The sequence below is a fragment of the Xanthomonas hyacinthi genome (assembly GCF_009769165.1).
In the GTDB taxonomy this organism is placed as follows: domain Bacteria; phylum Pseudomonadota; class Gammaproteobacteria; order Xanthomonadales; family Xanthomonadaceae; genus Xanthomonas_A; species Xanthomonas_A hyacinthi.
Genome location: NZ_CP043476.1, coordinates 342174 through 364349, shown reverse-complemented (window position 1 = coordinate 364349; position 22176 = coordinate 342174). Strand labels below are relative to the sequence as shown.

Annotated in this window: 24 protein-coding genes and 1 pseudogene; 8 read left to right on the top strand and 17 right to left on the bottom strand. The window is 66.7% G+C overall.

The window, feature by feature from the left end; translation table 11 throughout:
- Positions 1-118: 118 nt before the first annotated feature.
- Together FZ025_RS01730 and FZ025_RS01725 are read right to left on the bottom strand one after the other, a co-directional pair.
- A complete protein-coding gene (locus tag FZ025_RS01730) occupies positions 119-718 on the bottom strand; it encodes an NADPH-dependent F420 reductase (protein WP_046980781.1) in 600 nt (199 codons plus the stop codon).
- A 9-nt stretch (positions 719-727) separates the two neighbouring features.
- Positions 728-1462, bottom strand: a complete 735-nt coding sequence (locus FZ025_RS01725) for an SDR family NAD(P)-dependent oxidoreductase (protein ID WP_046980780.1) — start codon at positions 1460-1462, stop codon at positions 728-730.
- Positions 1463-1573: 111 nt separating this feature from the next.
- On the opposite strand from FZ025_RS01725, the gene FZ025_RS01720 reads away from it, so the two are divergent.
- Positions 1574-1951 (top strand): winged helix-turn-helix transcriptional regulator, encoded by a 378-nt coding sequence (locus FZ025_RS01720; protein ID WP_046980779.1) that lies wholly within the window; start codon positions 1574-1576, stop codon positions 1949-1951.
- A gap of 152 nt (positions 1952-2103) precedes the next feature.
- Here FZ025_RS01720 and FZ025_RS01715 read toward each other — a convergent pair whose 3' ends face one another.
- From FZ025_RS01715 to FZ025_RS01680, 8 genes and pseudogenes are all read right to left on the bottom strand, one after another.
- Complete coding sequence (locus FZ025_RS01715) at positions 2104-2358, bottom strand: DUF2274 domain-containing protein (protein WP_104558779.1); 255 nt, start codon at positions 2356-2358, stop codon at positions 2104-2106.
- The gene (locus FZ025_RS01710) at positions 2355-3644 is read right to left on the bottom strand and encodes a TraB/TrbI/VirB10 family type IV secretion system protein (RefSeq protein ID WP_046980778.1); all 1290 of its coding nucleotides are present in this window, start codon (positions 3642-3644) and stop codon (positions 2355-2357) included. The genes FZ025_RS01715 and FZ025_RS01710 overlap by 4 nt, the downstream gene beginning before the upstream one ends.
- 2 nt (positions 3645-3646) lie before the next feature.
- Positions 3647-3844: pseudogene (locus FZ025_RS01705) on the bottom strand (TrbG/VirB9 family P-type conjugative transfer protein); the annotation flags it as partial.
- A 10-nt stretch (positions 3845-3854) separates the two neighbouring features.
- The gene (locus tag FZ025_RS01700; protein ID WP_104558780.1) at positions 3855-5168 is read right to left on the bottom strand and encodes an MFS transporter; all 1314 of its coding nucleotides are present in this window, start codon (positions 5166-5168) and stop codon (positions 3855-3857) included.
- The gene (locus FZ025_RS01695; RefSeq protein ID WP_208803722.1) at positions 5165-5476 is read right to left on the bottom strand and encodes a hypothetical protein; all 312 of its coding nucleotides are present in this window, start codon (positions 5474-5476) and stop codon (positions 5165-5167) included. The genes FZ025_RS01700 and FZ025_RS01695 overlap by 4 nt, the downstream gene beginning before the upstream one ends.
- A gap of 20 nt (positions 5477-5496) precedes the next feature.
- Positions 5497-6060 carry an isochorismatase family protein gene (locus tag FZ025_RS01690; RefSeq protein WP_046980776.1) on the bottom strand — a complete coding sequence of 188 codons (564 nt, stop codon included), beginning with the start codon at positions 6058-6060 and terminating at the stop codon, positions 5497-5499.
- Positions 6061-6087: 27 nt separating this feature from the next.
- Positions 6088-6540: a MarR family winged helix-turn-helix transcriptional regulator gene (locus FZ025_RS01685; RefSeq protein ID WP_046980775.1), complete on the bottom strand. Its 453-nt coding sequence runs from the start codon at positions 6538-6540 to the stop codon at positions 6088-6090.
- A 934-nt stretch (positions 6541-7474) separates the two neighbouring features.
- Positions 7475-8371, bottom strand: a complete 897-nt coding sequence (locus tag FZ025_RS01680; RefSeq protein WP_158185513.1) for a LysR family transcriptional regulator — start codon at positions 8369-8371, stop codon at positions 7475-7477.
- A 114-nt stretch (positions 8372-8485) separates the two neighbouring features.
- Between FZ025_RS01680 and FZ025_RS01675 the strand changes: the two genes are divergently transcribed.
- The gene (locus FZ025_RS01675) at positions 8486-9406 is read left to right on the top strand and encodes an NmrA family NAD(P)-binding protein (protein ID WP_208803721.1); all 921 of its coding nucleotides are present in this window, start codon (positions 8486-8488) and stop codon (positions 9404-9406) included.
- Positions 9407-9519: 113 nt separating this feature from the next.
- A complete protein-coding gene (locus FZ025_RS01670) occupies positions 9520-10689 on the top strand; it encodes an epoxide hydrolase family protein (protein ID WP_046981501.1) in 1170 nt (389 codons plus the stop codon).
- A gap of 301 nt (positions 10690-10990) precedes the next feature.
- On the opposite strand, the gene FZ025_RS01665 is transcribed toward FZ025_RS01670, so the two are convergent.
- On the bottom strand, positions 10991-12025 hold the full coding sequence (locus FZ025_RS01665) for a zinc-dependent alcohol dehydrogenase family protein (protein ID WP_104558818.1): 1035 nt from the start codon (positions 12023-12025) through the stop codon (positions 10991-10993).
- Positions 12026-12144: 119 nt separating this feature from the next.
- Here FZ025_RS01665 and FZ025_RS01660 point away from each other — a divergent pair, with 119 nt between their 5' ends.
- The 3 genes from FZ025_RS01660 to FZ025_RS01650 all read left to right on the top strand — a co-directional run bounded on the left by FZ025_RS01660 (position 12145) and on the right by FZ025_RS01650 (position 15600).
- Positions 12145-13077 (top strand): LysR family transcriptional regulator, encoded by a 933-nt coding sequence (locus FZ025_RS01660; RefSeq protein ID WP_046981502.1) that lies wholly within the window; start codon positions 12145-12147, stop codon positions 13075-13077.
- A gap of 289 nt (positions 13078-13366) precedes the next feature.
- Positions 13367-14077, top strand: a complete 711-nt coding sequence (locus tag FZ025_RS01655; RefSeq protein ID WP_046981503.1) for an MtnX-like HAD-IB family phosphatase — start codon at positions 13367-13369, stop codon at positions 14075-14077.
- A gap of 167 nt (positions 14078-14244) precedes the next feature.
- Positions 14245-15600, top strand: coding sequence for an aspartate aminotransferase family protein (locus FZ025_RS01650; RefSeq protein WP_208803773.1), 1356 nt, complete (start codon positions 14245-14247; stop codon positions 15598-15600).
- 61 nt (positions 15601-15661) lie between these two features.
- Here FZ025_RS01650 and FZ025_RS01645 read toward each other — a convergent pair whose 3' ends face one another.
- Positions 15662-16897, bottom strand: coding sequence for a beta-ketoacyl-[acyl-carrier-protein] synthase family protein (locus FZ025_RS01645; protein ID WP_046981505.1), 1236 nt, complete (start codon positions 16895-16897; stop codon positions 15662-15664).
- Between the two features lie 6 nt (positions 16898-16903).
- Positions 16904-17179: an acyl carrier protein gene (locus FZ025_RS01640; protein WP_046981506.1), complete on the bottom strand. Its 276-nt coding sequence runs from the start codon at positions 17177-17179 to the stop codon at positions 16904-16906.
- 113 nt (positions 17180-17292) lie between these two features.
- On the opposite strand from FZ025_RS01640, the gene FZ025_RS01635 reads away from it, so the two are divergent.
- Both FZ025_RS01635 and FZ025_RS01630 read left to right on the top strand, forming a co-directional pair.
- Positions 17293-18363, top strand: coding sequence for a GNAT family N-acetyltransferase (locus tag FZ025_RS01635; protein ID WP_104558817.1), 1071 nt, complete (start codon positions 17293-17295; stop codon positions 18361-18363).
- Between the two features lies 1 nt (position 18364).
- Positions 18365-19246, top strand: coding sequence for an arginase family protein (locus FZ025_RS01630; protein ID WP_208803720.1), 882 nt, complete (start codon positions 18365-18367; stop codon positions 19244-19246).
- A 115-nt stretch (positions 19247-19361) separates the two neighbouring features.
- Here the strand turns inward: FZ025_RS01630 and FZ025_RS01625 are convergent, their stop codons facing one another.
- The 4 genes from FZ025_RS01625 to FZ025_RS01610 are packed head-to-tail and all read right to left on the bottom strand — an operon-like array spanning position 19362 to position 22138.
- Entirely contained in the window at positions 19362-20567 is a 1206-nt protein-coding gene (locus FZ025_RS01625) for a DegT/DnrJ/EryC1/StrS family aminotransferase (protein WP_046981509.1), read from the bottom strand.
- Positions 20557-20955, bottom strand: a complete 399-nt coding sequence (locus tag FZ025_RS01620) for a DMT family transporter (RefSeq protein ID WP_046981510.1) — start codon at positions 20953-20955, stop codon at positions 20557-20559. Before FZ025_RS01620 ends, FZ025_RS01625 begins: the two co-directional genes overlap by 11 nt.
- Positions 20952-21314 carry an EamA family transporter gene (locus tag FZ025_RS01615; protein ID WP_009593961.1) on the bottom strand — a complete coding sequence of 121 codons (363 nt, stop codon included), beginning with the start codon at positions 21312-21314 and terminating at the stop codon, positions 20952-20954. The genes FZ025_RS01620 and FZ025_RS01615 overlap by 4 nt, the downstream gene beginning before the upstream one ends.
- Complete coding sequence (locus FZ025_RS01610) at positions 21314-22138, bottom strand: alpha/beta hydrolase (RefSeq protein WP_046981511.1); 825 nt, start codon at positions 22136-22138, stop codon at positions 21314-21316. Before FZ025_RS01610 ends, FZ025_RS01615 begins: the two co-directional genes overlap by 1 nt.
- Positions 22139-22176: the final 38 nt, after the last annotated feature.

Here is a 22176-nt window from a genome sequence, read left to right as displayed (position 1 = left end):
CCATCCGCGCGGCCAACGCCATGGCCTGCGTGTCGATTTGCTCGCGGATCGTCGCCATCGTGTCTTCTCCGTCAGGCTCGAATCGGATCGTGCTCGACCCAATTCGAGCGTCGTTTCATCACTCGAACTTGACCAGGTCCTTGAAGATCAGGCGACCCCAGCTGTTTCCGCGTGCCTGCACCAGCAGTCCACCTTCGGAAAGCCAGCCAAGCTGGATCGGCGCGAAGCCGAGCTTTTTCGCGAGCTCGCCAACCTCTGCTGCAGCGCCTTCATCGTCGCTTGCGAGGAACACGACTCGCTTTGCACCCTGCACGGTCGGATCCTGGTCGAGGACGGCAGCGACTAGATGGTTGAAGCCCTTAACCAGTCGGGCGCCAGGGAAGGCTTGCGCAACGAACCTGGATGAGGGCTGTCCTCCCAATGTTTCGGGAGGCACGCCGTAGGCATTGGTCACGTCGATGATGGTTTTTCCGTGCCAGTCGGAAAGCGCACCCCCGACATCTGCGTGTGATTCAAACCGCACAGCCAGAAAGACGACGTCCGCCTTGGCGGCTTCCGCCAGCGTGGTAGGAATGATCTGCGCTCCGATCGCGGCTGCGTCGGATGCGAAGCTCTCCGGGTCGCGCGTGGTCGCCACGGAGACGTCAATGCCGCTTCGGGCAAACGCCTTGGCCAGAGCACGGCCGATCTTGCCGAACCCTATGATTGCATAGCTCATGGATTCACCTCAGAGTTGCGCCAGTCCGCCGTCGACGGCGAGCTCGCTGGCGGTCATGAAACTGCTGTCCGACGACGCGAGAAAGGCAGCAGCCGCCGCGATCTCGGACGGATCGGCCATGCGCTGGAGCGGTGTCATCGCGGCGAAGACCTTCTGGCCTTCCTCTCCCAGCGCTGCCTTCGCGAGTTCGGTCGCGGTCGCGCCGGGCGAAAGCACGTTGACACGGATGCCAGTGCCCTTGAGATCTTCCGCCCAGGTCTTCGCGAGGTTGCGCACCGCAGCTTTGCTCGCGCTGTAGGCGCTCATTGCCGGTGCGCCAGTGGTGCCAGCGCTCGATCCGGTCAGGATGATCGAGGCGTCTTTGCCCATTAGCGGCAGCGCCTGCTGGACCGTGAAGATCGTGCCCTTCACATTGGTGTCGAAGGTCTCGTCGATGTGCTCCGCGGTAATTTTGCCGAGCGCGAGCTGGCTTCCCGCACCGGCATTGGCGAAGACGATGTCGAGGGATCCGCGCTCGGCCTTCACGGCCGCGTAGAGCCGGTCGAGGTCGGCCAGGTCGGAGACCGATCCGTTGACCGCACGGGCATTGGGTCCAAACTCGGCCACGGCGTCGTCGAGCGTGTCCTGTCGGCGGCCGAAGATGTAGACGAATGCGCCTTCCTCGATGAAGCGCTTCGCCGCGGCGCGGCCGATGCCGGTCGCGCCGCCGGTGATCACAGCGGTCTTTCCATTCAGTCTGTTCATGACGTGCACCTTTCGTTGAGTCGTTTGAAAGCAGCCATCTGCTTCCTTGCCAACGAATATGCACTCCTGATAACCTAATGAAAAGTATGCACTTTTTGGTAAGTATCGAAAATGACGACGTCTTCTGAAATCTGCGGCACCGGCTGCGGGCTCAATGCCACGCTCCGCGTCATCTCGGGCAAGTGGAAGCCGCTGGTCCTGTTCTTCCTTCGTGACGGCCCGAAGCGCTACGGCGGACTGAAGCGACTGGTCGAGGGTGTCAGCGACAAGGTGCTCATCCAGTCGCTGAAGGATCTGGAAGCCGATCGGGTGCTGGCGCGGACAAGCTACAACGAAGTACCGCCGCGCGTGGACTACGCGCTGACCCCGCTCGGTCGCAGCCTAGCCGACGCGATCATTCCGCTGTGCACCTGGGGAACCAAGAACGCTGCGGAGATGGCAGGCATCTTCGCGGAGCGCGACAACCTGGTTCAGCAGGAAGCCGAATGACCGGTTCGACGTCACTCATCTGAAGCAGCGAGAGGCAGCAACGGGCCGTGTACAGCCATAGAGAGCTGCGGCATGGAGCGTCAGCAATGCGCAGACAGCCGCCGTTGAACTGCACCCCGCGATCTCAAGAAGAGGTGGCGGGTTAATCACCATCAAGGTGATGTGTTGCTTGGTGCAGCCCGCTTCTGCCCAGGATGCGAGCGAGATCTAAATCCCCGATCCCGCGCTATGAACGCTTGCAGCATGTGCGGAATCAGCGTCGCCGCGTCGACCGCTTCGCCATGGGCCTGCGCATGCAGTGTTGCATAGCGATCCAGATCGGCCTTCAGGCTCGCTGAGCACGCGAAAGTGGCCTTGATGATTTCCGTCTTGGGCAGCGGCCCCAGTCGCAGCTTGTTCGTGCTCATCGCGATGCCCCCTTGATGAAGAACAGCGGCTGATACGGCCGCAGCACCAGATCCCGATTGACGATGATGCGCACCGGCAAGCCGGGCCGGCCGGTCAAGGTCGGCTGGATGTTCATGTTGCGCCGGGTCATCTCCTGGCCGACTTGATTCACGGTGTCTTGCAGGCCATCGCGTCCTGCAATGATGACGCGATTCCCATCCTGGCGGCTCTCCGGTGCGGCCAGTTCGGCGCCGATGCCCAGCAGGGTCGTCATCGCCGCACCGGCCAGGATGCGATCCCAATGCCAATCGACCCCATCCTCCAGCCCGGCATAGCCGGCGGCGTCGGTGCCCACGAGATTGTCGAGCTGGAACGAGGACGTGTCCGGCAGGATGGCCCGGTTCCACACGACCTGCACACGGCTTTGCCCGTAGCTGACCTGGCTGTTGTACTTGTCCATGAGCCGAGCGCCCTGCGGGATCAGCAGGAACTTGCCGGTGGCCGTGTCGTAGACCGGCTCGGTTACTGTTGCGATCACATTGCCCGGCAGATCGGGCTTGATGCCTGTCACCAACGCAGCCGCGATCACGGTACCGGCCATCACCTGGTAAGGAGATGCAGGCGTTTGAAGGTTTCCGGAATTGCGTGTTTGCGTGGAACCGGCTTTGGACAGAAACGCTTCCTTCTGATCCTGCCGGTTCTGCACGGCCGTAGGGTCGGCGGGTTGCGCGGCGGTGGAGGCCGGGCCAGCAGCCATCGGATCGAACGCGGCATTCGTGGTCGGGCCGGCAGTAGACGTACCCTGCGCCGATGCCGCAGCGGCCACCTTCGCTCCACCTGAGCGGAAGAGCACCGATGAAGCCGCCGCTTCCTCGGCCTCCTTGAGGCGCGCAAGGCGTTCGGCCTCGGCCGGATCATGCCCCGGCTGCTGATAGGCGTAGCCCTGCGCCTGATGCTCGGCCTTGTGGATCGGGCCCCCGAGGTCGCCCGGTAGCGGCGCACCCAACTGCGGCACCGCTGGCGGCAGCTTGGAATAGTCCGCGGGCAATCGGTCGAGTCCTTCGGAGCGCGACACACGATCGACGTTGTACAGCTCGGTCGCTTCCGAGTTGCCACGACGTTGCGGTTGCAACGACCACATCAGCGCACCCAGCACGGCGACCGATAGGCCGCCAGCAAGCACGGCCAGCATGCGGCGGTGCAACCGCGTCACCGGGCGCGGCTGGGCGCGCAGCGTCACGTTCTCCGGAGGCACCTTGGGCGGCACATCCGGCACCGGGATATCGGCGGTATCGTCCCGGCTCATGGTCAGTACCTCTGTCCATCGGTGCGCTCGATGCGCACCACGTCGCCCTTGTCCGCGCCCAGGCGAAGTTCGGCCGCGCCGAACAGCCGGTCCACGATGTAATACGGCGAGCGGAAGCGGTAGTTCACCAACTGTCCGTCGCCCTGCGCGTCAATCACGAACAGCGGTGGCAGCTCGCCCTGCGCGATGCCGGGCGGGAACGTCTTGCCGTCAGTGCCCGGATTCTCGTGCAGTGTTCGTGTTGGTGGCCGAACGGACCTCGATCGCCGCATCATTAAAAGTCGTGCCCTCGAATCCGCCTCCGCCCGGTCGATGAATTTGTTGCGTCATGGCGTAGATGGCTACGATGGCCGCGGCAAAGCCAGATGCCGCGCCGACGCCGAGTGCCCAGCGCGGCCCCAGATGGTCAGTCACCCAACCCACGATCGGCGCACCGATCGGCGTACCTCCGAGCGCGATGCCCACGCGCAAGGCCATCACCCGTCCGCGCATGGCAGGCTCGGTCGTGAGCTGCATCAAGCTGTTGGTCGCGTTGGTGAAGGTCAAGGCGGCCACACCGATGACGACCAGAGCGCTGGCGAACAGCCAATAGTTCGGGGCGATGGCGGCCAACGTGCAACCGAGTCCGAAAATCGCGGCACCGATCAGCAGGGACATGAACCGTGGTCGATCGCGACCGGCGGCAAGCAGTGCCCCTGTGATGGTACCGACAGCCATGATCGAGGATAGGAGGCCATAGCCACGTGCATCGGTGTGGAAAACACCGACGGCCATGGTCGAGATGAAGATCGGGAAATTCAGTCCGAATGTGCCGATCAGAAACAGCATGACCAGGATCGCCCGGAGGTCCGGTCGGGACCATACGTAGCGCAATCCCTCGCCAAGATGCCCCTTGGTCCGGCGTGCCCGTGCGCTCGCACGCAGACCGGAGGCGCGCAGCAGAAACAAGGAGAGCAACACCGCGATAAAACTGGCGCCGTTGAGCAGGAACGCCCAGCCAGAGCCAATCGAAGCGATGGTCACACCGGCCACTGCTGGCCCGATCATCCGTGCCGCATTGAACGAAGTCGAGTTAAGCGCGACCGCGTTTGGCAGATCTGCGTCGCCAACCAGTTCCGCCACGAAGGTTTGGCGCACAGGGGCATCAAATGCCGCCGCGCAGCCGGACAGAAAAGCAAACACATAGACGTGCCAGAGCTGGACGATGCCTGTGACGGTGAGAAGCCCCAACGCCAAGGCAAAAACACCCATGGCCGCTTGGGTCGCCATCAGGAGCTTGCGCTGGTCGCAGTGATCGGCTGCGAAGCCGGTCCAGGGCAGGAGCAGGAGCTGCGGCCCAAACTGGAGCGCCATGACCGTGCCCACGGCCGAGGCGTTGTGATGCGTGAGCTGGGCGAGGACCAGCCAATCCTGGGCAGTACGCTGCATCCATGTCCCTACATTCGAGACCAGCGCGCCGGCCGCCCAAATGCGGTAGTTGACGTTCCTCAGCGAACGAAAGACGCCCGTTGTCGCCACACTCACGAATGCTCCGACCCATGGCCGCCGTTGAAGCGACCGAAATGTCGCGCGGAGAACAGCCCGATGGCGAGGAGACCGAGTCCAAGCGCAAATACATCGCCTGTGATCTTCAATCCGAAATCACCGACGCGGCAGACGAGCATGTAGCCGACGACGATATTGAAGAAGCCCCAGAGCACGTTCACGGTCGATGAGGACAGTCCTTGCCCCGGCGGTTTCGCGAACGGACTCTGGAACGCCGTTCCCATCACGCCGCTGACGACGTGCGGCACGGCGTTCGCGAGAAAGGCGCCGCCGAAGAAGTAGGACACGAGATGTAGCCATTCCATATTCAGGCGCTCCTCGTTCCAAGCAGATCGATGATGTCTTGCGCCGTACCCGTTTCGCCGAGCTTCGGGAAGACGTGCTTGATGCTGTACTCATGTGCCTCGGGACTCCCGTCCGTCATCGCGTCAACGGCCAAAGTGACGTTGAAGCCATGCTCATACGCTTGTCGAGCTGTCGACTCGACGCCGGTCCCGGTAGCGACGCCGGTGACGACCACCTGGGTGACGCCCAGTGCCTTCAGCCGGCCCTCAAGGTCGGTGCTGACGAACGCACCCCAGGTCCGCTTCGTCACGACAATGTCACCGGGCTGCTGGTCGAGTTCGGCAATCAGGTCTGTCCATCCGGCCGGAAATGGTTCGCTGCGGCGCGGCCGCTCGGTGCGGCCCGGTGCTCCACCGGCGACGTTGACCAGCACAACTGGCAAGCCGCGTTCGCGAAACGCGTGGAGCAGTGCACGCGAGCGCTCCACGACCTTGCCTATGGGGTGGATGAAAGGGGCGCCGACAAGACCTTTTTGCAGATCGACGACGATGAGGGCGGTGTTCGGATCGAGCGTGGTGAGAGCCATGTTTTTCCTGAATGGGTCTGGGGCTGCTCAGAAGTCTGCGAGCCGCTGCAGCAGTTTCACTGCGGCCGCGAGTGCGTCCTGTTCCTGGGGCGACAGTTGCGCTTGCAAAGCACGGAGCAGCCAGTCTTCTTTGGCGGCCCGGCTGGTCCTGAGGGTTTTTCGGAAAGTGGGGGTCAGGTTGATCAGGGTTTGCCGGCCATCGGCCGGGTCGGACTCACCACTGACGGCCCCAATGGCCTCCAGACCGGCCACTGTGATGCGCATGGACTGCGGACGCACGCTCTCCGCCCGGGCGAGAGCGGAGACGGTTGCAGGCCCGTCGCGATCCAGACGAAGGAGAACCGACTTCTGGGCGGAGGTGAAGTCGCCCGGATGCGCCTGCTCCCGCAACCGTCGCATCAGTTTGCCCATGGAAATGCGCAGCTCACCGGCCAGGGCGGCTGACTGATGAGCTTCGGACGTGCGTGATTGTTTGGTCATGAGGCGATGATACCACACATGCAGTTTTACTGTACAGATAAGCTGTATATATGGGTCGAGCTGAATTCAGCATGCCGCCAAGGCAGCGCACCTTCGAGCGGGAGAAAACCATTGAAGACCCGACCGACACCAATTTCGATCGGAAATTGGCGAATCAGCGCTTCTCTTTGCGGTCGTCGCGCTGCTCACCGAGGACGGCCGCAAGCGCCTGAAGCTGGCATCGATCAACGGAGTCTCGCTTTCTATGGGCGCACTGATCCCTGGAGCGACGATCAACTACGGCGATTCACGACAATGCTGCGCTGCTTCAACACGCGCAGCCCATAGCGGCCTTTGTCGGTGACGCACCCCGCCGCGATGGGCGGGGCGCGTCGGGTGGCCGTCAGACCGCTGGCTTGCTGCGCGACCAGATCAGGTCGTGCGCGCCGTTCTCGCCTTCGTGACGAGCGGGCGACGAACGGCCAGCGTCGAGGACGGCACGCTTTTGCGCAACCTGTCGCAGCAAGCCGGGGCGTAGCACACAAGCCCCACCCATTGCGGCGGGGCGCCAGCGAAACCTTGCCCACGTCTGCGGGCACCGATCGCCATGCCGCGTAAGGCACTTGTGCGCTCGCCACATCGCCACATCGCCGCCTGGTCGAAGGCGGCGACGTGGCGACTTTGCTTTGGACGTTGAAACCGGGTGCTGTGGGCCACTGCCGTGCCCGGATTCTTAACCGGTGCAGCGCGTTATTCCTACGCTTCGAGAATCCACCACACGGCGCGCGACAAGGCGCGGCCTGTGATGGGATGCAGGTTGGTCAGTCGGCGCGGGCCATCCAGCCACTAGCGACGAATCCGTCCTTCCGCTCGCTCCGGCATCGAACACTTGCCTTACGGCGTACCGCTTTACTGAGCAACGAACGACCTATCTCATTGGCCAGGCGCAGGGCGCCTATTTCCACGTTCGCTGCAGTTCGGACAGGTGACAGGCAACGGCATCGATGAAGACCCGCGCCTTCGTCGAAAGCGTCTTCCGGTTGGTGTACACGGCGTGCAATTGGACGACATCCGATGCGTGGTGTGGCAGCAATCGCGTCAGTGAGCCGTCCCGGATGGCCGGCGCCGCGAGGAAGTCTGGCAGTCGGCCGATGCCACAGCCGCCGATGAGGATCGGCAACAACGCAGCGACATCAGGGATGACGGTGCGGGGCGGCACGCTTACGTCGAGGTGCTCGCCCTTTGCCGAGGTATAGCGCCAGCGCGCGGGCTGGTTGATGCGTGACAGCAGGCGATGGGCACTCAGCTGCGACGGTTCGTGCGGCATTCCGTGCGCCACCAGATAAGCAGGACTGGCGCACGTCCACAGCGCCATGTCCGTGAGGTGGCGTGCGACGAGCTCCGAGCTGGGCAGCGGGCCGATGCGCAAGGCGACATCGACCTCTTCGGCGGCGAGGTCGACCCTGCGGTTGTCGACTTCCAGCACCAGGTCGAGGTCTGGATACCGCTTCAGGAAGTCCGCGAGCATGGGCGAAAGCAAGATGGCGGCGAGTGCAAACGGGGCATTCACCTTGAGCGTGCCGCGCAACAGCCCGGCGGTGCTGTCGATGGACGCCTGTGCCTCGTCGGCAGCGCTCAGCAGAGACACTGCGTGCGGCTGCAACGCGCTACCTGCGTCAGTGACCTTCACGCGCCGTCCCGAGCGGTCGAGCAGCGCCGCGCCCACGTCGGACTCCAGCCGATTCAGCGCACGGCTGATCGACGACTTGGGTAGGCCGGTTGCGCGCGCCGCCCCCGACAGCGAGCCGCTGTCGAGCACGCGAAGAAAGATCCTCAGATCGGAGAGTTGCATGCCCAGATCGTTCCACATCCGGAACGACGCGTCCACACTCTTTGGCTATGACGGCACGACGCGGCTTCCTACGATGCAGGCTTGCTCTGTAAGGAGAAACGGAAACGGATGGGTATGAACAACATCGTGACGGTCGCCGGAGCCACCGGACAACTCGGCCAGCGCGTCGCACTCGCGCTGGCGCGCAGAGGCGCATCTGTCCGCGCGTTGCTGCGCAGCACCTCCTCTCATCGCGGTCACGAAGCGTTGCTGCGCGCGGGAGCCGACGTGCGCTCGGTGTCATTCGAGGATGGCCCCGGGCTGACTGAAGCTGTCCGCGGATCGTCCTGCGTGGTATCGGCACTGTCGGGCCTCGCAGACGTCATCGTGGACGCGCAGACCAACTTGCTGGGTGCCGTCGAAGCGGCCGAGGTGCCGCGATTCATGCCGTCCGATTTCTCCTGCGACTTGACCAAGGTTCCGCCCGGAGAGAACCGTAATTTCGATCTGCGTCGCACATTTCACGACGTGCTTGCGAAGTCGCCGGTACGGGCGACATCGATCCTCAACGGCGCATTCGCCGACATGCTTGCGTGGACACGCTCGCCCCTCTACGACTTCGCTCGATGCCGGGTTGCCTACTGGGGGTCGCCCGATCAACGCCTGGACTTCACCGCGATGGACGATGTGGGTGAGTTCACCGCTGCGGCAGCCCTGGACGCAGCGGCACCGCGCTTTCTGCGCATCGCAGGCAACGAGGCCAGCGCACGCGACCTGGCGGGCATCGCGCGAGATGTCTTCGGGGCACCCTACGAACTGGCATGCGAGGGCGCCCTGAGCGAGTTGGCCGATCGCATACGGGCCGTACGCGCCGCCGATCCCGCGAGCGAGGCCAGCGTCTTCCCGCCATTCCAGGGCATGCAATACCTGCACAACATGTTCACCGGGCAAGGCAAGCTCTTGTCTCTGGACAACGACCGATACCCGGAGATCCGCTGGACGAGCGTTCGCGAGCTGCTGCAGCAGCGGAAATCAAGCACCCAGGCAGAAGTATGAAACGCAGAACGTTTCTCGGATCGATGGCCTCTGCTGCTCTCCCCGGTATTGGCTGGGCGTTGCAGCTCAAGGAACCGCCTGCGGCAGCACATTTACCGGAAAAGAAGCCACCCATGAACACAGCCCTCATCTCACCCTTGCAGCTGAAAGTATCTGAAGCGCAACTCCTCGATCTGCACGAGCGATTGGCGCGCACCCGATTCCCCGACAAGGAGACCGTCGAAGACACGACGCAGGGTGTCCGTCTCGGAACAATGCGCGCCTTGTGCGAGCACTGGCGTACCGGCTACGACTGGCGCCAGACGGAAGAGCTGCTGAATCGGGTTGGCCAATACACCACCGAGATCGACGGCCTCACGGTGCACTTCCTTCATGCGCGGTCGCTGCATCCGGATGCGCTCCCTCTCGTCCTGTGCCATGGCTGGCCTGGCTCGGTGCTGGAGTTCAAGAAGGTGATCGAGCCGCTGACCCATCCGCCGTCGCGCGGCGGAGCACGGCCGCAGGCCTTCCATGTCATCGCCCCGTCGATGCCGGGCTTCGGCTTTTCTGGCAAGCCCACAGCCACCGGATGGGGCTTGCCGCGCATTGCCGACGCCTGGATTGAGCTCGTTCGGCGTCTTGGCTACGAGGACCGCTGGGCGCTCCAGGGGGGCGACCTGGGCGCCGGTGTGTGCGATGCGATTGCCCGAAAACGACCCAAGGGTTTGGTCGGCATGCACCTGAACTTCGCGATGTTCATGACCACGCCTGCCGAGGCCGCCGAGGCGACGCCTGCCGAAAAGGAAATGCTGAAGGACGCCAGCCAGTTTTGGGATCAACTCTCAGGCTACGCCAAGGTGCAATCGACGCGACCACAGACCCTCGGCTACTCGCTGGCGGACTCGCCCGCAGGATTGGCCGCGTGGATTTACGCGATGTTCCAGGACACAGGAGGCACGCGTGGCGACGCGGAGGGGACCTTCACCAAGGACGAGATACTCGACCACGTCATGATGTACTGGCTGAACGATTCCGGGGCTTCCGCGGCCCGGCTCTACTGGGAGCTGGCCAAGGTGGGTGGCCCTGCGGGAGGGCAGCCCCCCGGCCCGATTACGGTTCCCACGGGCTTCACGATGCTGCCGAAGGAGCATGTGCGCAAGTCACGTCGTTGGCTCGAGCGGCGATACAGTCAAGTGGTGTATTTCAACGAGGGCACCGCCGGCGGGCACTTCGCGGCCATGGAGCAACCGGAGGTTCTCGTGGACGACATTCGAAAGACGTTCGAGCAAATACATCGACCCTAGGCGGACGGTAGCCGCGCACGTCGCCATCGCCATGCCAGCGACGAGCGCGTACCGTGCCGGGGGCATGACTGCCGCCATCCGGGGGCGGCTCGTGGTGTTGCGGCTCATGGGAAATCTTCGGAATGAAGCGCCCCGGTCGGAACCGGGACGCTACTCTGTGGTGCAGGGTCACGCGGCCAGTGCCTCGGCCTGCGGTTGCTCATCCGCCACGGTGGCGGCATCCTTCGGCGCTTCGGCTTCCGCCGCCCCGCAGAGCCTTTGGCGTGGCGCTCGCCGGCCGCCTCGATTCGAGACTCCGAGGCTACTGGCCGACCTTGATGACCAGTTTTCCGAATGGCCCGTGTTCGAGGCGCGCAAACGCCGCATGCGCTTCAGCGAACGAAAACACCTTGTCGATCACCGGCTTGATGCCATGCCGGTCAATGGCCTGGTTCATCTCCTCGAATGCACGCCGGTGTCCAACAGAAACACCTCGCAAGGTGGCGCGCCTGAGCATCAGCGGAATAGCCGGCATGCGCAGCTCGGTGTCATCCAGGAAGCCTATCTGCAGGATATGCCCGGACCCGGCCAGGGCTTCGACGGACTGGCGCAGATTGTCCCCGCCGATCAGTTCCAGCACCTGATCGACGCCATCGCCATTGGTCAGGTCGAGCGCTGCTTGCGCCCAGGCAGCAACATGGCGGGTGTTGATGCTGGCCCAGGCGCCAAGCGCTTTCGCACGGGCCAGCTTGGCGTCGCTGCGCGACGTCACGATCACGCGCGCTCCCAGCGCTTGGGCGAACTGCAGGCCGAACAACGACACGCCGCCGGTGCCCTGGACCAGTACCGTCTGTCCTTTCCGCAGCCGTCCTGCTTCCACCAGCGCGAACCAGGCCGTGAGGGCTGCGACGGGCAGGGTGGAGGCCTCTTCATTCGACAAGGACGAGGGCGCCGCGACGGCCACCTCCTCGGGAAGCACGACATATTCTGCAAGCATGCCCGGTAGCGGGCCGCCCAGCGACAAGCCGTGCTTGAGCATCGCCCGCGGCGGCTCACCGTCTAGCCATTGCGTCCAGAAGTTGCCCATGACCCGGTCGCCGACCTCGAAACGACGGGTTTGCGAACCCAGTTCGACCACTTCCCCGGCCATGTCGGAAATCGGGACCAATGGCATTCGCGGCCGCTCCGGCAACAGTTCGCCGTTGACCACCAATTTGTCCCGGTAATTCAGCGAGACCGCCGCGACCTTGACCAGCACTTCGTCGGGGCCAGGGCGCGGCACCGGCCGCTGCGCCAGTTCCAGGTGTTGCAGCCCAAAGGCAGGCAATTGCCAGGCCTTCATGGATTCGGACGCCATTTCATTACTCCTTCGCATGTCGCTCAATCGCGATGGCTCAGCTTATAGGCGAACAAAATGCGTGGGTTGAGAATAATTCCGCATAAACTGGCTACTTAAATTCTTCAATTGGTGCCAGCATGACGACCTACAGTGCCTCCCGTCTCCAAGGCATCACCGTCTTCGTCCAGGCAGTGGAGGCCGGCAGTTTCACCGCGGCCGGGCAGAGAATCGGTCTTTCCAAGTCGGCAGTGGGCAAGGGCGTGGCGACACTGGAGCAGCGATTGGGCGTGCGCCTGCTCGACCGAACCACCCGGCGGCTTGCGCTGACTGCGGAGGGGGCCGACTTCTATCAAAGCTGCCTGCGCGTGCTCGCCGAATTGGACGAGGCCGAGTCGCGGGCCGCCTCGCGCCGCAGAGAGGTGTCGGGAACCCTGCGCATCAGCCTGCCGGTGACCTTCGGGAGGCGGTGGGTGATGCCGGTGCTGCGCGACCTCGTTCGGCGGCACCTGAAGCTCGCGCTGGACGTGGCGTTTTCGGACCGCGCGGTCGATCTGCTGGAAGAGACCATCGACCTGGCGGTGCGCTTGGGAGAGCCAGGCAACAGCGCCTCTCTTTCGGCGCGTTATCTGGGGCTTCAGAGAACGGTCACCTGCGGCTCGCCGGCCTACTTCGCAGAACATGGAGCCCCAACATCCATCGGCGAGCTTGCAGGCCACGATTGCATCACCTTCGGACGAAGTGGCGACGTGTTCCCGTGGCAACTGCTGGATGGCGAGGGACGTGCCGTGAAGGTCAAGATCAAGGGGCGGCACACCATCAGCGATGGAGATGCGTTGCGCGCGGCTGTGCTCGATGGCCTGGGCATCGCGCAGTTTCCTACCTGGCTGGTGGCCGATGAACTGAGGAGCGGCACGCTGCAGACGGTTTTCGCGGCGCAAGGCGTCGAGGGTTCTTCGATCCACGCACTATGGCCGGCAACGCGGGATCTGGCGCCCAAGATCAGGGCGGTCGTCGATGAACTCATGCGGGCGTTCATGCCTGTAGCTCCGTGGGACAGGGATTTGGCCTGAATCGAGCGCAGGCAGCCCGATCTGCAGAGAGTCATTCGGCAGCACAGGGCGGCAGCGTCATCGGCCGACGCTGCGTCCCGGCACCGGCGGCATGCGTGTCAGGGCTGCAATGTGGCGTCTTCTGCCGCATCGGCCAGGCGCATGCACGCTGCGTCCAGGGATCGAAAGCTAGTTCGCCGCCGCCATCGCAGCATGCCGGTCGGGCCTGCCGGCCAGCTGCGCGCTGCCGGGCGGCGCTGTCGGCACGTGGAAAGGAGCACGAAAGACAGCCCGCCTAGGCTCTGCCCGAATGAGCCGGAGAGCCGCCTTGCGCGCCCAGTGGAAGATTCTTTGCGATTTCGACGGTACCGTGTCGCTGCAGGACGTGACCGACACCTTGCTCGAGCGTCTCGGCGGCCCTGGCTGGCGCGCGCTGGAAGACGATTGGGTGGCCGGGCGGATCGGTGCGCGCGAGTGCATGCGCGGCCAGGTGGCGCTGCTCGACGGCGACGTGGATGCGCTGCACCGGGTGCTCGACGAGGTCCGCATCGATCCGGGGTTCGTGCGCTTCGTGGATCTGGCGCGCGACCTCGGCATGCCGCTGAGCATCGTCAGCGACGGCCTGGATTATCCCATCGCGCGGATCCTGGCGCGGCACGGCCTGCACCAGTTGCCGATCATCGCCAACCGCCTGCTGCGCACCGACGCCGGGCAATGGCGCATGGCCTCGCCGCATGCGCAGCCTGGCTGCGCCAGCGGCACCTGCAAGTGCGCGGTCATGGCCCAGCAGGCACCGGCGCGTTCCACCTTGCTGGTCGGCGACGGCCGCTCCGATTTCTGCGTGGCCGGCAAGGCCGACCTGGTCTTCGCCAAGGACGGCCTTTTACGCCATTGCCGCGGCAGCGGCATCGCCCACCGCGCGATCGGCGGGTTCAACGACGCCATCGCCCTGCTGCACGAGCTCGCCGCGCCGGTCGCGGCCACTCCGCGCCTCCCACTCCCCGTTTCCCAACGAGCCTGATCCTCATGAACCGGAATGTTCCGCTCCCCACCGCGCTTGCGCCGCTGCACGGCGATCTCGACACGCTCGACCTCGCCGCGCCCGACGGCCTGCCGCCGGCCGCGCCCGACCCGGACGCGCTGCGGCGCACCGGCCCCGGCTATGACCGCGCGCTCAGCGATGCGCAGATGCTGGCCGACGAGGCCGAGTACTGCTCGTTCGGCGACACCGTGCACTACAGCGAGCCGCCGCGGATCTTCGCGCACTGCGACGGCAGCTATCTGTACGACACCGAGGACGTGCCGTACCTGGACCTGCAGATGTGGTATTCGGCGGTCAATTTCGGCTACGCCAATCCGCGCCTGAACGGTGCGTTGAAGCGGCAGATCGACAGCCTGCCGCAGGTGGCCAGCCAGTATCTGCACCCGACCAAGATCGAACTGGCCAAGACCATCGCCAAGGACGCCGAACGCAAGTGGGGCCGCAAGGGCCGCGTGCACTTCAACGTCGGCGGCGCGCAGTCGGTGGAGGATTCGCTGAAGCTGGTGCGCAACGCCACTGGCGGCAAGAGCCTGATGTTCGCCTTCGAGGGCGGCTACCACGGCCGCACCCTGGGCGCTTCGGCGATCACCTCCTCGTACCGCTACCGGCGCCGCTACGGCCATTTCGACCGCGCCCAGTTCATCGAATTCCCGTACCACTTCCGCGGCCCCAAGGGCATTTCCAAGGAAGAGTACGGCGAGCAGTGCGTGGCCAGGTTCGAACGCCTGTTCGAGACCGAGTACAACGGCGTGTGGGACCCCAAGGCCGGGCAATGCGAGTACGCCGCGTTCTACGTCGAGCCGATCCAGGGCACCGGCGGCTACGTGATCCCGCCGCCGAACTTCTTCACCGGCCTGAAGCGGGTGCTCGACAAGTACGGCATCCTGCTGGTGGTGGACGAGATCCAGATGGGCTTCTTCCGCACCGGCAAGCTGTGGGCGATCGAGCATTTCGGGGTGACCCCGGACGTGCTGGTGTTCGGCAAGGCGCTGACCAACGGGCTCAATCCGCTGGCCGGGATCTGGGCGCGCGAGGAACTGATCAACCCGACCGTGTTCCCGCCGGGCTCGACCCATTCCACCTTCGCCTCCAATCCGCTCGGCACCGCGGTGGGCCTGGAGACCATGCGCATGCTGGCCGAGACCGATTACGAGAGCATGGTCATGGCCAAGGGCGCGCATTTCCTGGGCGGCCTGCGCGACCTGCAGAAGCGCCATCCGGAAATCGGCGACGTCGACGGCCTGGGCCTGGCGCTGCGTGCGGAGATCTGCCAGGCGGACGGCTTCACCCCGAACCGCAAGCTGCTCGACACGATGGTGGACATGGGCCTGGAGGGCGAGCTGCGCCACAACGGCAAGCGCATCGGCCTGGTGCTGGACGTGGGCGGCTACTACAAGAACGTGATCACCCTGGCGCCGTCGCTGCACATCAGCCACGACGAGATCGATCTGGGCTTGTCGCTGCTGGACCAGTTGCTGACCCGCGCCAAGCGGGTGGCGTGAAATGGCGGGAGACAGCGCGTTGGCGCCGCGTTGCCTCCCGTCCGCCGCCGCGGCCTGCGCCTCAGCGCGCTTCGCGCAAGGCGAGTACCGCGTTGAGGCCGCCGAAGGCGAAGGAATTGCTGAGTACCGCGCGCACCGGTTGCGCGCGGGCCTGGTTGGGCACGTAGTCCAGGTCGCAGTCCGGATCCGGATCGAGGAAGTTTGCGGTCGGCGGCAGCGTCTGCTCGCGCAACGCGCCGATCGCCGCGACCAGTTCCAGCGCGCCGGCGGCGCCGAGCGCATGGCCGTGTACCGCCTTGGTCGAACTCACCGCCAACGCATCGGCATGGTTGCCGAACACCTGCCGGATCGCCTGCGTCTCGCAACGGTCGTTGGCCAGGGTGCCGGTGCCGTGGGCGTTGATGTAGTCGATCTGCTGCGGCTCCAGGCCGGCGTCCTGCAGGGCCAGGCGCATCGCGGTGGCGGCGCCGTCGACGCTGGGCGCGACGATGTCGTGCGCATCGGCGCCCAGGCCGAAGCCGGCCAGTTCGGCCAGCGGGACGGCGCCGCGCGCGGCCGCGTGCGCGGCGCTTTCCAGCACGAACACGCCGGCGCCTTCGCCCAGTACCAGGCCGCTGCGCTGCGCGCAGAACGGCCGGCAGGTGTCGTCGCTGACCACCCGCATCGCCTCCCAGGCGCGGATCAGCGGCAGGCTCAGGCAGGCTTCGCTGCCGCCGCTGATGGCCACGTCGGCCAGACCGTGGCGGATCAGCAGCGCGGCTTGCGCCAGCGCATGGTTGGCCGAGGCGCAGGCGCTGGACACGGCGAAGGCCGGGCCGCGCAGGCCGAAGGCGATGCTGATCTGGCTGACCGGGGCGTTGTTCATGCTGCGCACGATGGTCAGCGGATGCAGGCGCTCGGCCTGCTCGCGGTACAGCCGCCGCGACTGTTCGTCGCGGCTGAGTTCGGCGCCGACGCCGGTGCCGAGCACCACCGCGCCGCGTGCGCCGCCTGCGCCGTGCAGGTCCAGTCCGGATTGGGCCACCGCTTCGCAGGCCGCGACCAGCGCCATCTGCGTCATGCGGTCCAACTGGCCGGGCGCGATGCCGCCCAGCTGCGCCGCCTGCGGCGCGAAACCGGGCACGGTGGCGGCCAGGCGCATCTTCAGCGTGGCCTGCGGATCGGGCGTGGCCAGCGCGGCGATGCCGCTACGGCCTTCGCGCATGCCGCGCCACAGGGCATCGGCACCCAGGCCGAGCGCGCTGACCGCGCCCATCCCGGTGACGACGACGCGTTGTCCCTGCGCCGAGCGGTCCATGCCGGCTCAGTGCGCCGGTGCCAGCGCCGCGGCGGCGGCCTTGGCGTCCAGCGCTTGCTGCACCGCCTCGGCCAGCTTGCCCAGCGAACCGTCGTCCAGGTTCGGATCGCGCTGCGGGAAGGTGATGTCGAAGTGCTCCTCGATGTCGAACAGGATTTCGATCGCCTCGAGCGAATCCACGCCCAGGTCCTGCAGTTTGGTGTCGGCGGTCAGGCCGGCGGGATCGATCTCGCCGTGCTTGGCGACGATGCTGTGGATCTGTGTCTCGATAGACGGGGTCATGGCAGTCCTCCGCGAAATGAAAGGCCACCGTGCGGCGTGTTCCGCCGGTGGAAGGCATGCCGCGGCCCACGGCTGCGGCGTCCATCCTCCACGCTAGCCGGTCAATCTTGCAGATGCCTTTCGTAAGCCAACTCGAACCGCAGGCGTTGCAGCAGCAGTTCCTCGCGCATCCCCCGCAGGACTTCCTGGCGCGGACCCTGGAGCACGGCGTGCCGACCTTCGAAGCCGCGTTCGACCTGCTGACCACCGCCGACCCGGCGCTGCGCGCGCGCGTGGCCGGCTGGCCGCTGCAGCGGCTGTGGCAGCGCTGGCTGCGCCCGCGCACCAGCTTCGTCGGCAGCACCGTCAGCGAATACGCCTGGCTGCCGCGCGCGGCCGACCCGGCGCAGTTGCCCCGCCAGTGGCGGGCGCAACTGGGGCGCAAGCATCCGCTGCTGATCGTCAAGGACATCCCGCAGCATTCGCCGCTGCTCGATGCCACCGACAACGCCTGGGCACACGTGTTCCTGGAGGCCTGCGAGCGCAGCGGCTACGTGCTGCTGCGCGGGCAGGCGCTGGCCTGGGTGCCGATCGATTTCGCCTCCACCGACGACTACCTGGCGCGCCTGTCGCGCGGCCGCCGCCGCAACATCCGCCGCAAACTGCGCTCACGCGCCGACCTGCAGATCGAGGAACTGCCGACCGGCGCCGCCTTCGCCGACCCGGCGCTGCGCGCGCACTGCTATGCGCTATACCTGCAGGTCTATGCGCAGAGCGAGGTGCATTTCGACCTGCTGACCGCCGCGTTCTTCGATGCGTTGCTGACCGACGCGGACTCCGGCGGCCTAGTGTTCACCTATCGCCACCAGGGCCGGCTGATCGGCTGGAACCTGTGCTACGTGCACGACGGGCGGCTGCTGGACAAGTACATCGGCCTGCACTATCCGGAGGCGCGCGAGCACAACCTGTACGCGCTGAGCTGGATGCACAACCTGGACTACGCCTGCTGCCACGGCCTGCGCGCCTACGTGGCCGGCTGGACCGATCCGGAAGTGAAGGCGCAGCTCGGCGCCAGCTTCACCTACACCTGGCATGCGGTGTACCTGCGCAACCCGTTGCTGCGCATCGCGCTGCGGCGGCTGCGGCCGTTGTTCGAAGCCGACGACGTCGGCACGGCCGACACCGATGCCGACCTGGCGGAGTGAGATGAGCGCACCGGTACTGCTGGACCTGGATGGCTCGCTCGGCGTGGTGCCGGGCGCGGTGCGCCTGCCGCTGCAGGCGTGGCGCGACGGACTGCGCTTCGCCTGTTCGCTGCGCCGGCTGCGGCGTTTCGGCGCCGCCCTCGACGGCTTGCTGCCGGCACGGCACGGCACCGTGCTGCTGGGCAGCGGCGATTTCCATCACCTGAGCCTGCCGCTGATCGTACGGCTGGCGCAGCGTGCGCAGGCGCCGCTGCGGGTGGTGGTGTTCGACAACCATCCCGACAACATGCGTTTCCCGTTCGCGGTGCATTGCGGCTCCTGGGTGTGGCGGGTGGCGGCGCTGCCGCAGGTGGCGCGGGTGGAAGTGGTCGGGATCACCTCGGGCGATGTCGGTGCCGCGCACGCCTGGGAAAACCATCTGCGGCCGCTGTACCGCGGCAAGCTGCGCTACTGGTGCGGCGGCGTGGACGTGGGCTGGGCGCGGCGCCTGGGCCTGGGCCGGGCGGTGCGCGGCTTCGGCTCGAGCATGGAGATGATCGACGCCTTCCTGCAGGACCTGCGCAGCACGCCGATGCCGACCTATCTGTCGTTGGACAAGGACGTACTGGATCCGGACGAGGTGCGCACCAACTGGGACCAGGGCGAACTGCGGGTGCCGCACCTGCTCACCGCCATCGCCTACCTGCACGGGCAACTGCTCGGCAGCGACATCACCGGCGAGGTGTCGCAGGCGCAGTATCCGCAATGGTGGAAGCGGCGCCTGGCGGCGTTGGACGCGCAGCCGCTGCCGTCGCCGCAATCGCTGGCGGCGTGGCAGGTGCAGCAGCATGAGGTGAACCTGCGGCTGTTGCAGGCGCTGGCCGAGGCGGGGTTGCCGCGGTAGCACTGGTTTGCGCAAAAAGCGGAGCCGTGTAGGAGCGGCTTCAGCCACGACGGGCTTTACCGATAGATCCTGTCGCGGCTGAAGCCGCTCCTACAGGAGTATGCAGGGTGCGACATCATCCCATTCGCTCCGCACACACCTGCCGCAGCACCGCCACGATCGCCTCGAAACCGCTTTCGTCCAGCCACGCGCTGTTGCCGATGCTCAGGCAGCGCGCGGCGAAGTCGCGTGCGTGGGGCATCGGTGCGGCATCGACGATGTCGCGCAGGTAGGCGTAGTCGGGCAGGGCGTGCACGAACGGCAGGCCGACGCCGAGTCCGCGCGGCCACAGCTGCGCCAGCGCGCGCTCGCGCGCGGCCGCGTCCGGCAGCAGCACCAGCAGTGCCGGCCAGCTGCCCTGCGCGCCGGGGCTGTCGGCGACCACCCGCAACCCGGCGATTGTGGACAGGCGTGCGCTGCGGCGCCGGCCCTGTGCGCGCGCCTGCGCCAGGAACGCCGGCCAGCGCGCGCTGGCGCGCACGCCGACCGCTTCGCGCCAGGCGCCGACCGCGTGCTGCGGGATCGCCGCATCGAAGTGGTCGCCGGCCGCGGCCACGCGGTCGCCGCGGCGCAAGGCGCGGCGCAGCGGCGCGCCGTAGGCCCAGCGCAAGAGGTGCGGCCGGTACAGCGCGGCGTAGCCGAGCAATTGCAGGCTGCGCTGCAGTTCCCGGCGCCAGTCGGGCTGGCCCAGGCGCGCCGCGGTCGCGGCCAGGCTGCGCCGCAACGGCGCATGCGGCGACATCAGCAAGCCGCCTTCGTACAGCGTTGGCCCCTTGCCCACCGCCAGGCTGCAGAAGCCGATGTCGCCGCCAAGGCCGGCCGGGCGGCCGTCGGCGTGCACGCCGCCCAGCGCCTGCGCGGCGTCCTCGATCAGCATCGCACCGCAGGCCGCGGCGGCATCGCGCAGCGGTTCCAGGTCGGTCAGGCGGCCGCCCAGGTGGGTGGCGATGATCGCCAGGGTGTCGTTGCCGCAGCGCTGCGCCAGCTGCGCCGGGTCCGGTTCGATCGCATCGGGCAGCAGATCGCACAGCACCAGTTGCAGGCCGCAGTGGGCCACCGCCAGCGCCACCAGCGGGCAGGTGTAGGCGGCCACCAGTACCTGTCGGCGGCGGCTGCCGGCGGCCAGGGTGCGCAGCGCGATGACCAGCGCGGCGGTGCCGGAGCAGGTCAGCAGCGCGTCGGGAAAGCCGAGTTGCGTGGCCAGCCGCTGCGGCGCGCGCGCCGGCCACAGGTCGCGCCAGTGCAGCGGCAAGCCGGCGGTGGGCGGAACCTCAGGGCGCATCGGCCGGCGCGGCGCGCTCGCCGAGCGCTAGGCAGACGATGCCGGCCACGATCAGCGCTGCGCCGATCGCCTGCAATACGCCGATCGGTTCGCCGAACCACCATGCCGACAACAGCAGCACGCTGACGATCTCCAGATGCGAGGCGGCGAAGGCCGGGCCGATCGGCGCGTGTTCGAGCAGTTTCATCCAGGTGAAGAACGCGCCGACATAGCCCAGCAGCGCGGCGTACAGCCAGGGGCTGGCGAGCAGGCGCAACACCCAGGCCCACTCGGCCTGCGGCGGGAACGCATGCGCGCCGCCCAGCTTGAAACCGAACTGGGCCAGGGTGTCGAAGCCCAGCAGCAGGGCGAAGCCGATCGCGTAGCGCTGCAGCGGCGGGCGGCTCATGTGCCGAGCCCGACCACGGCCACGCCGGCGCTGACCAGGCAGATCCCGGCCACCTGCATGCGCCCCAGCCGTTCGCCGAACAGCCAGCGCCCGGCAAGCATGATCGCCACGATGTTGATCGAGCCGAGCAGCACGCCGCGGCCCAGCGGCACCAGCGACAGGAATGCGGTCCAGGCCAGGAATTCGAATGCGTAGCAGGCCATGCCCAGCCATAGCCACGGTTGCCGCGCCATGCGCCGCCAGCGTGCCGCGCCGCTCGCCAGCGGGTCGCTGGCCACGTGCTTGAAGGCCAGCTGGCCGACCGTGTCCAGCGCCACCGTCGCCAGCCACACGCCGACCACCGGTGCCTGCAGCGCCATCAGGCGGCCTGGCGCGGCGCGGCCTGCGCGGCGAAGAACTGCGCCAGGCGCGCGCCGAGCACGCGGCGTTCGCGGTCCAGGGTGATCATGTGGTAGCTGTCGTGCAGCAGCAGCAGCTCCACCGGTCCGGACACTTTCGCGACCACCAGTTGCGCGTTGCGCAGATGCGCGATGTCGTCCTCGGCCGCATGCGCGACCAGGCACGGCGCGGTCACCTTGGCCAGGTTGCGGCGCACCCGCCGCGACAGCAGATGCATCTCGGCCAATGCGTGCCACGGATTGCCGGGCAGGCCGGCGGCGGCGCTGTCGCCGCCGAGCATCGCACCGCTGATCTGCGCGCGGATGCGCTCGTCGCGCAGGCCGTACGGCGGTTCTTCCAGGAACATGCGGCGGCGGCCGATGCCCAGGCGCTTGAACCACGGCAGCAGGAACGCCAGCCGCGCGCGGCGGGGGATGTTCCAGCCGTCGTAGCGGAAGGTGGCGCCGAGCACGCCGACGCCATCGACCCATTCCGGCCGCTCTTCGGCCAATTGCAGCGCCAGCAGCGCGCCCATCGACAGCCCGGCCACGAACAGTTTGTCCACCTGCGGGCGCATCCGCGCCGCGGCCTGCTCGACGCTGGCGCTCCAGTCGCGCCAGCCGGTGGCGAGCAGGTCGTCCTCGTTGCCGCAGTGCCCGGCCAGCTGCACGCCGTGCACGCTGAAGCCCTCGCGGTGCAGGGACTTGCCGAGCAGGCGCATCTCGCTGGGGGTGCCGGTCAGGCCATGGATCAGCAGCACGCCGTGGCGGCCGCCCTGGAAGTGGAATTCGGCGGATTGGATCATGGCGGCGACGGCACGGCGTTGGCAGCGAAGGAACGCGT

Excerpts from the sequence above, each read along its gene's own strand:
- FZ025_RS01730 (WP_046980781.1), bottom strand. The coding sequence starts at position 718 with ATGAGCTATGCAATCATAGGGTTCGGCAAGATCGGCCGTGCTCTGGCC.
- FZ025_RS01725 (WP_046980780.1), bottom strand. The coding sequence starts at position 1,462 with ATGAACAGACTGAATGGAAAGACCGCTGTGATCACCGGCGGCGCGACC.
- FZ025_RS01720 (WP_046980779.1), top strand. The coding sequence starts at position 1,574 with ATGACGACGTCTTCTGAAATCTGCGGCACCGGCTGCGGGCTCAATGCC.
- FZ025_RS01715 (WP_104558779.1), bottom strand. The coding sequence starts at position 2,358 with ATGAGCACGAACAAGCTGCGACTGGGGCCGCTGCCCAAGACGGAAATC.
- FZ025_RS01710 (WP_046980778.1), bottom strand. The coding sequence starts at position 3,644 with ATGAGCCGGGACGATACCGCCGATATCCCGGTGCCGGATGTGCCGCCC.
- FZ025_RS01690 (WP_046980776.1), bottom strand. The coding sequence starts at position 6,060 with ATGGCTCTCACCACGCTCGATCCGAACACCGCCCTCATCGTCGTCGAT.
- FZ025_RS01685 (WP_046980775.1), bottom strand. The coding sequence starts at position 6,540 with ATGACCAAACAATCACGCACGTCCGAAGCTCATCAGTCAGCCGCCCTG.
- FZ025_RS01680 (WP_158185513.1), bottom strand. The coding sequence starts at position 8,371 with ATGCAACTCTCCGATCTGAGGATCTTTCTTCGCGTGCTCGACAGCGGC.
- FZ025_RS01675 (WP_208803721.1), top strand. The coding sequence starts at position 8,486 with ATGAACAACATCGTGACGGTCGCCGGAGCCACCGGACAACTCGGCCAG.
- FZ025_RS01670 (WP_046981501.1), top strand. The coding sequence starts at position 9,520 with ATGAACACAGCCCTCATCTCACCCTTGCAGCTGAAAGTATCTGAAGCG.
- FZ025_RS01665 (WP_104558818.1), bottom strand. The coding sequence starts at position 12,025 with ATGGCGTCCGAATCCATGAAGGCCTGGCAATTGCCTGCCTTTGGGCTG.
- FZ025_RS01660 (WP_046981502.1), top strand. The coding sequence starts at position 12,145 with ATGACGACCTACAGTGCCTCCCGTCTCCAAGGCATCACCGTCTTCGTC.
- FZ025_RS01655 (WP_046981503.1), top strand. The coding sequence starts at position 13,367 with ATGAGCCGGAGAGCCGCCTTGCGCGCCCAGTGGAAGATTCTTTGCGAT.
- FZ025_RS01650 (WP_208803773.1), top strand. The coding sequence starts at position 14,245 with ATGCTGGCCGACGAGGCCGAGTACTGCTCGTTCGGCGACACCGTGCAC.
- FZ025_RS01645 (WP_046981505.1), bottom strand. The coding sequence starts at position 16,897 with ATGGACCGCTCGGCGCAGGGACAACGCGTCGTCGTCACCGGGATGGGC.
- FZ025_RS01640 (WP_046981506.1), bottom strand. The coding sequence starts at position 17,179 with ATGACCCCGTCTATCGAGACACAGATCCACAGCATCGTCGCCAAGCAC.
- FZ025_RS01635 (WP_104558817.1), top strand. The coding sequence starts at position 17,293 with ATGCCTTTCGTAAGCCAACTCGAACCGCAGGCGTTGCAGCAGCAGTTC.
- FZ025_RS01630 (WP_208803720.1), top strand. The coding sequence starts at position 18,365 with ATGAGCGCACCGGTACTGCTGGACCTGGATGGCTCGCTCGGCGTGGTG.
- FZ025_RS01625 (WP_046981509.1), bottom strand. The coding sequence starts at position 20,567 with ATGCGCCCTGAGGTTCCGCCCACCGCCGGCTTGCCGCTGCACTGGCGC.
- FZ025_RS01620 (WP_046981510.1), bottom strand. The coding sequence starts at position 20,955 with ATGAGCCGCCCGCCGCTGCAGCGCTACGCGATCGGCTTCGCCCTGCTG.
- FZ025_RS01615 (WP_009593961.1), bottom strand. The coding sequence starts at position 21,314 with ATGGCGCTGCAGGCACCGGTGGTCGGCGTGTGGCTGGCGACGGTGGCG.
- FZ025_RS01610 (WP_046981511.1), bottom strand. The coding sequence starts at position 22,138 with ATGATCCAATCCGCCGAATTCCACTTCCAGGGCGGCCGCCACGGCGTG.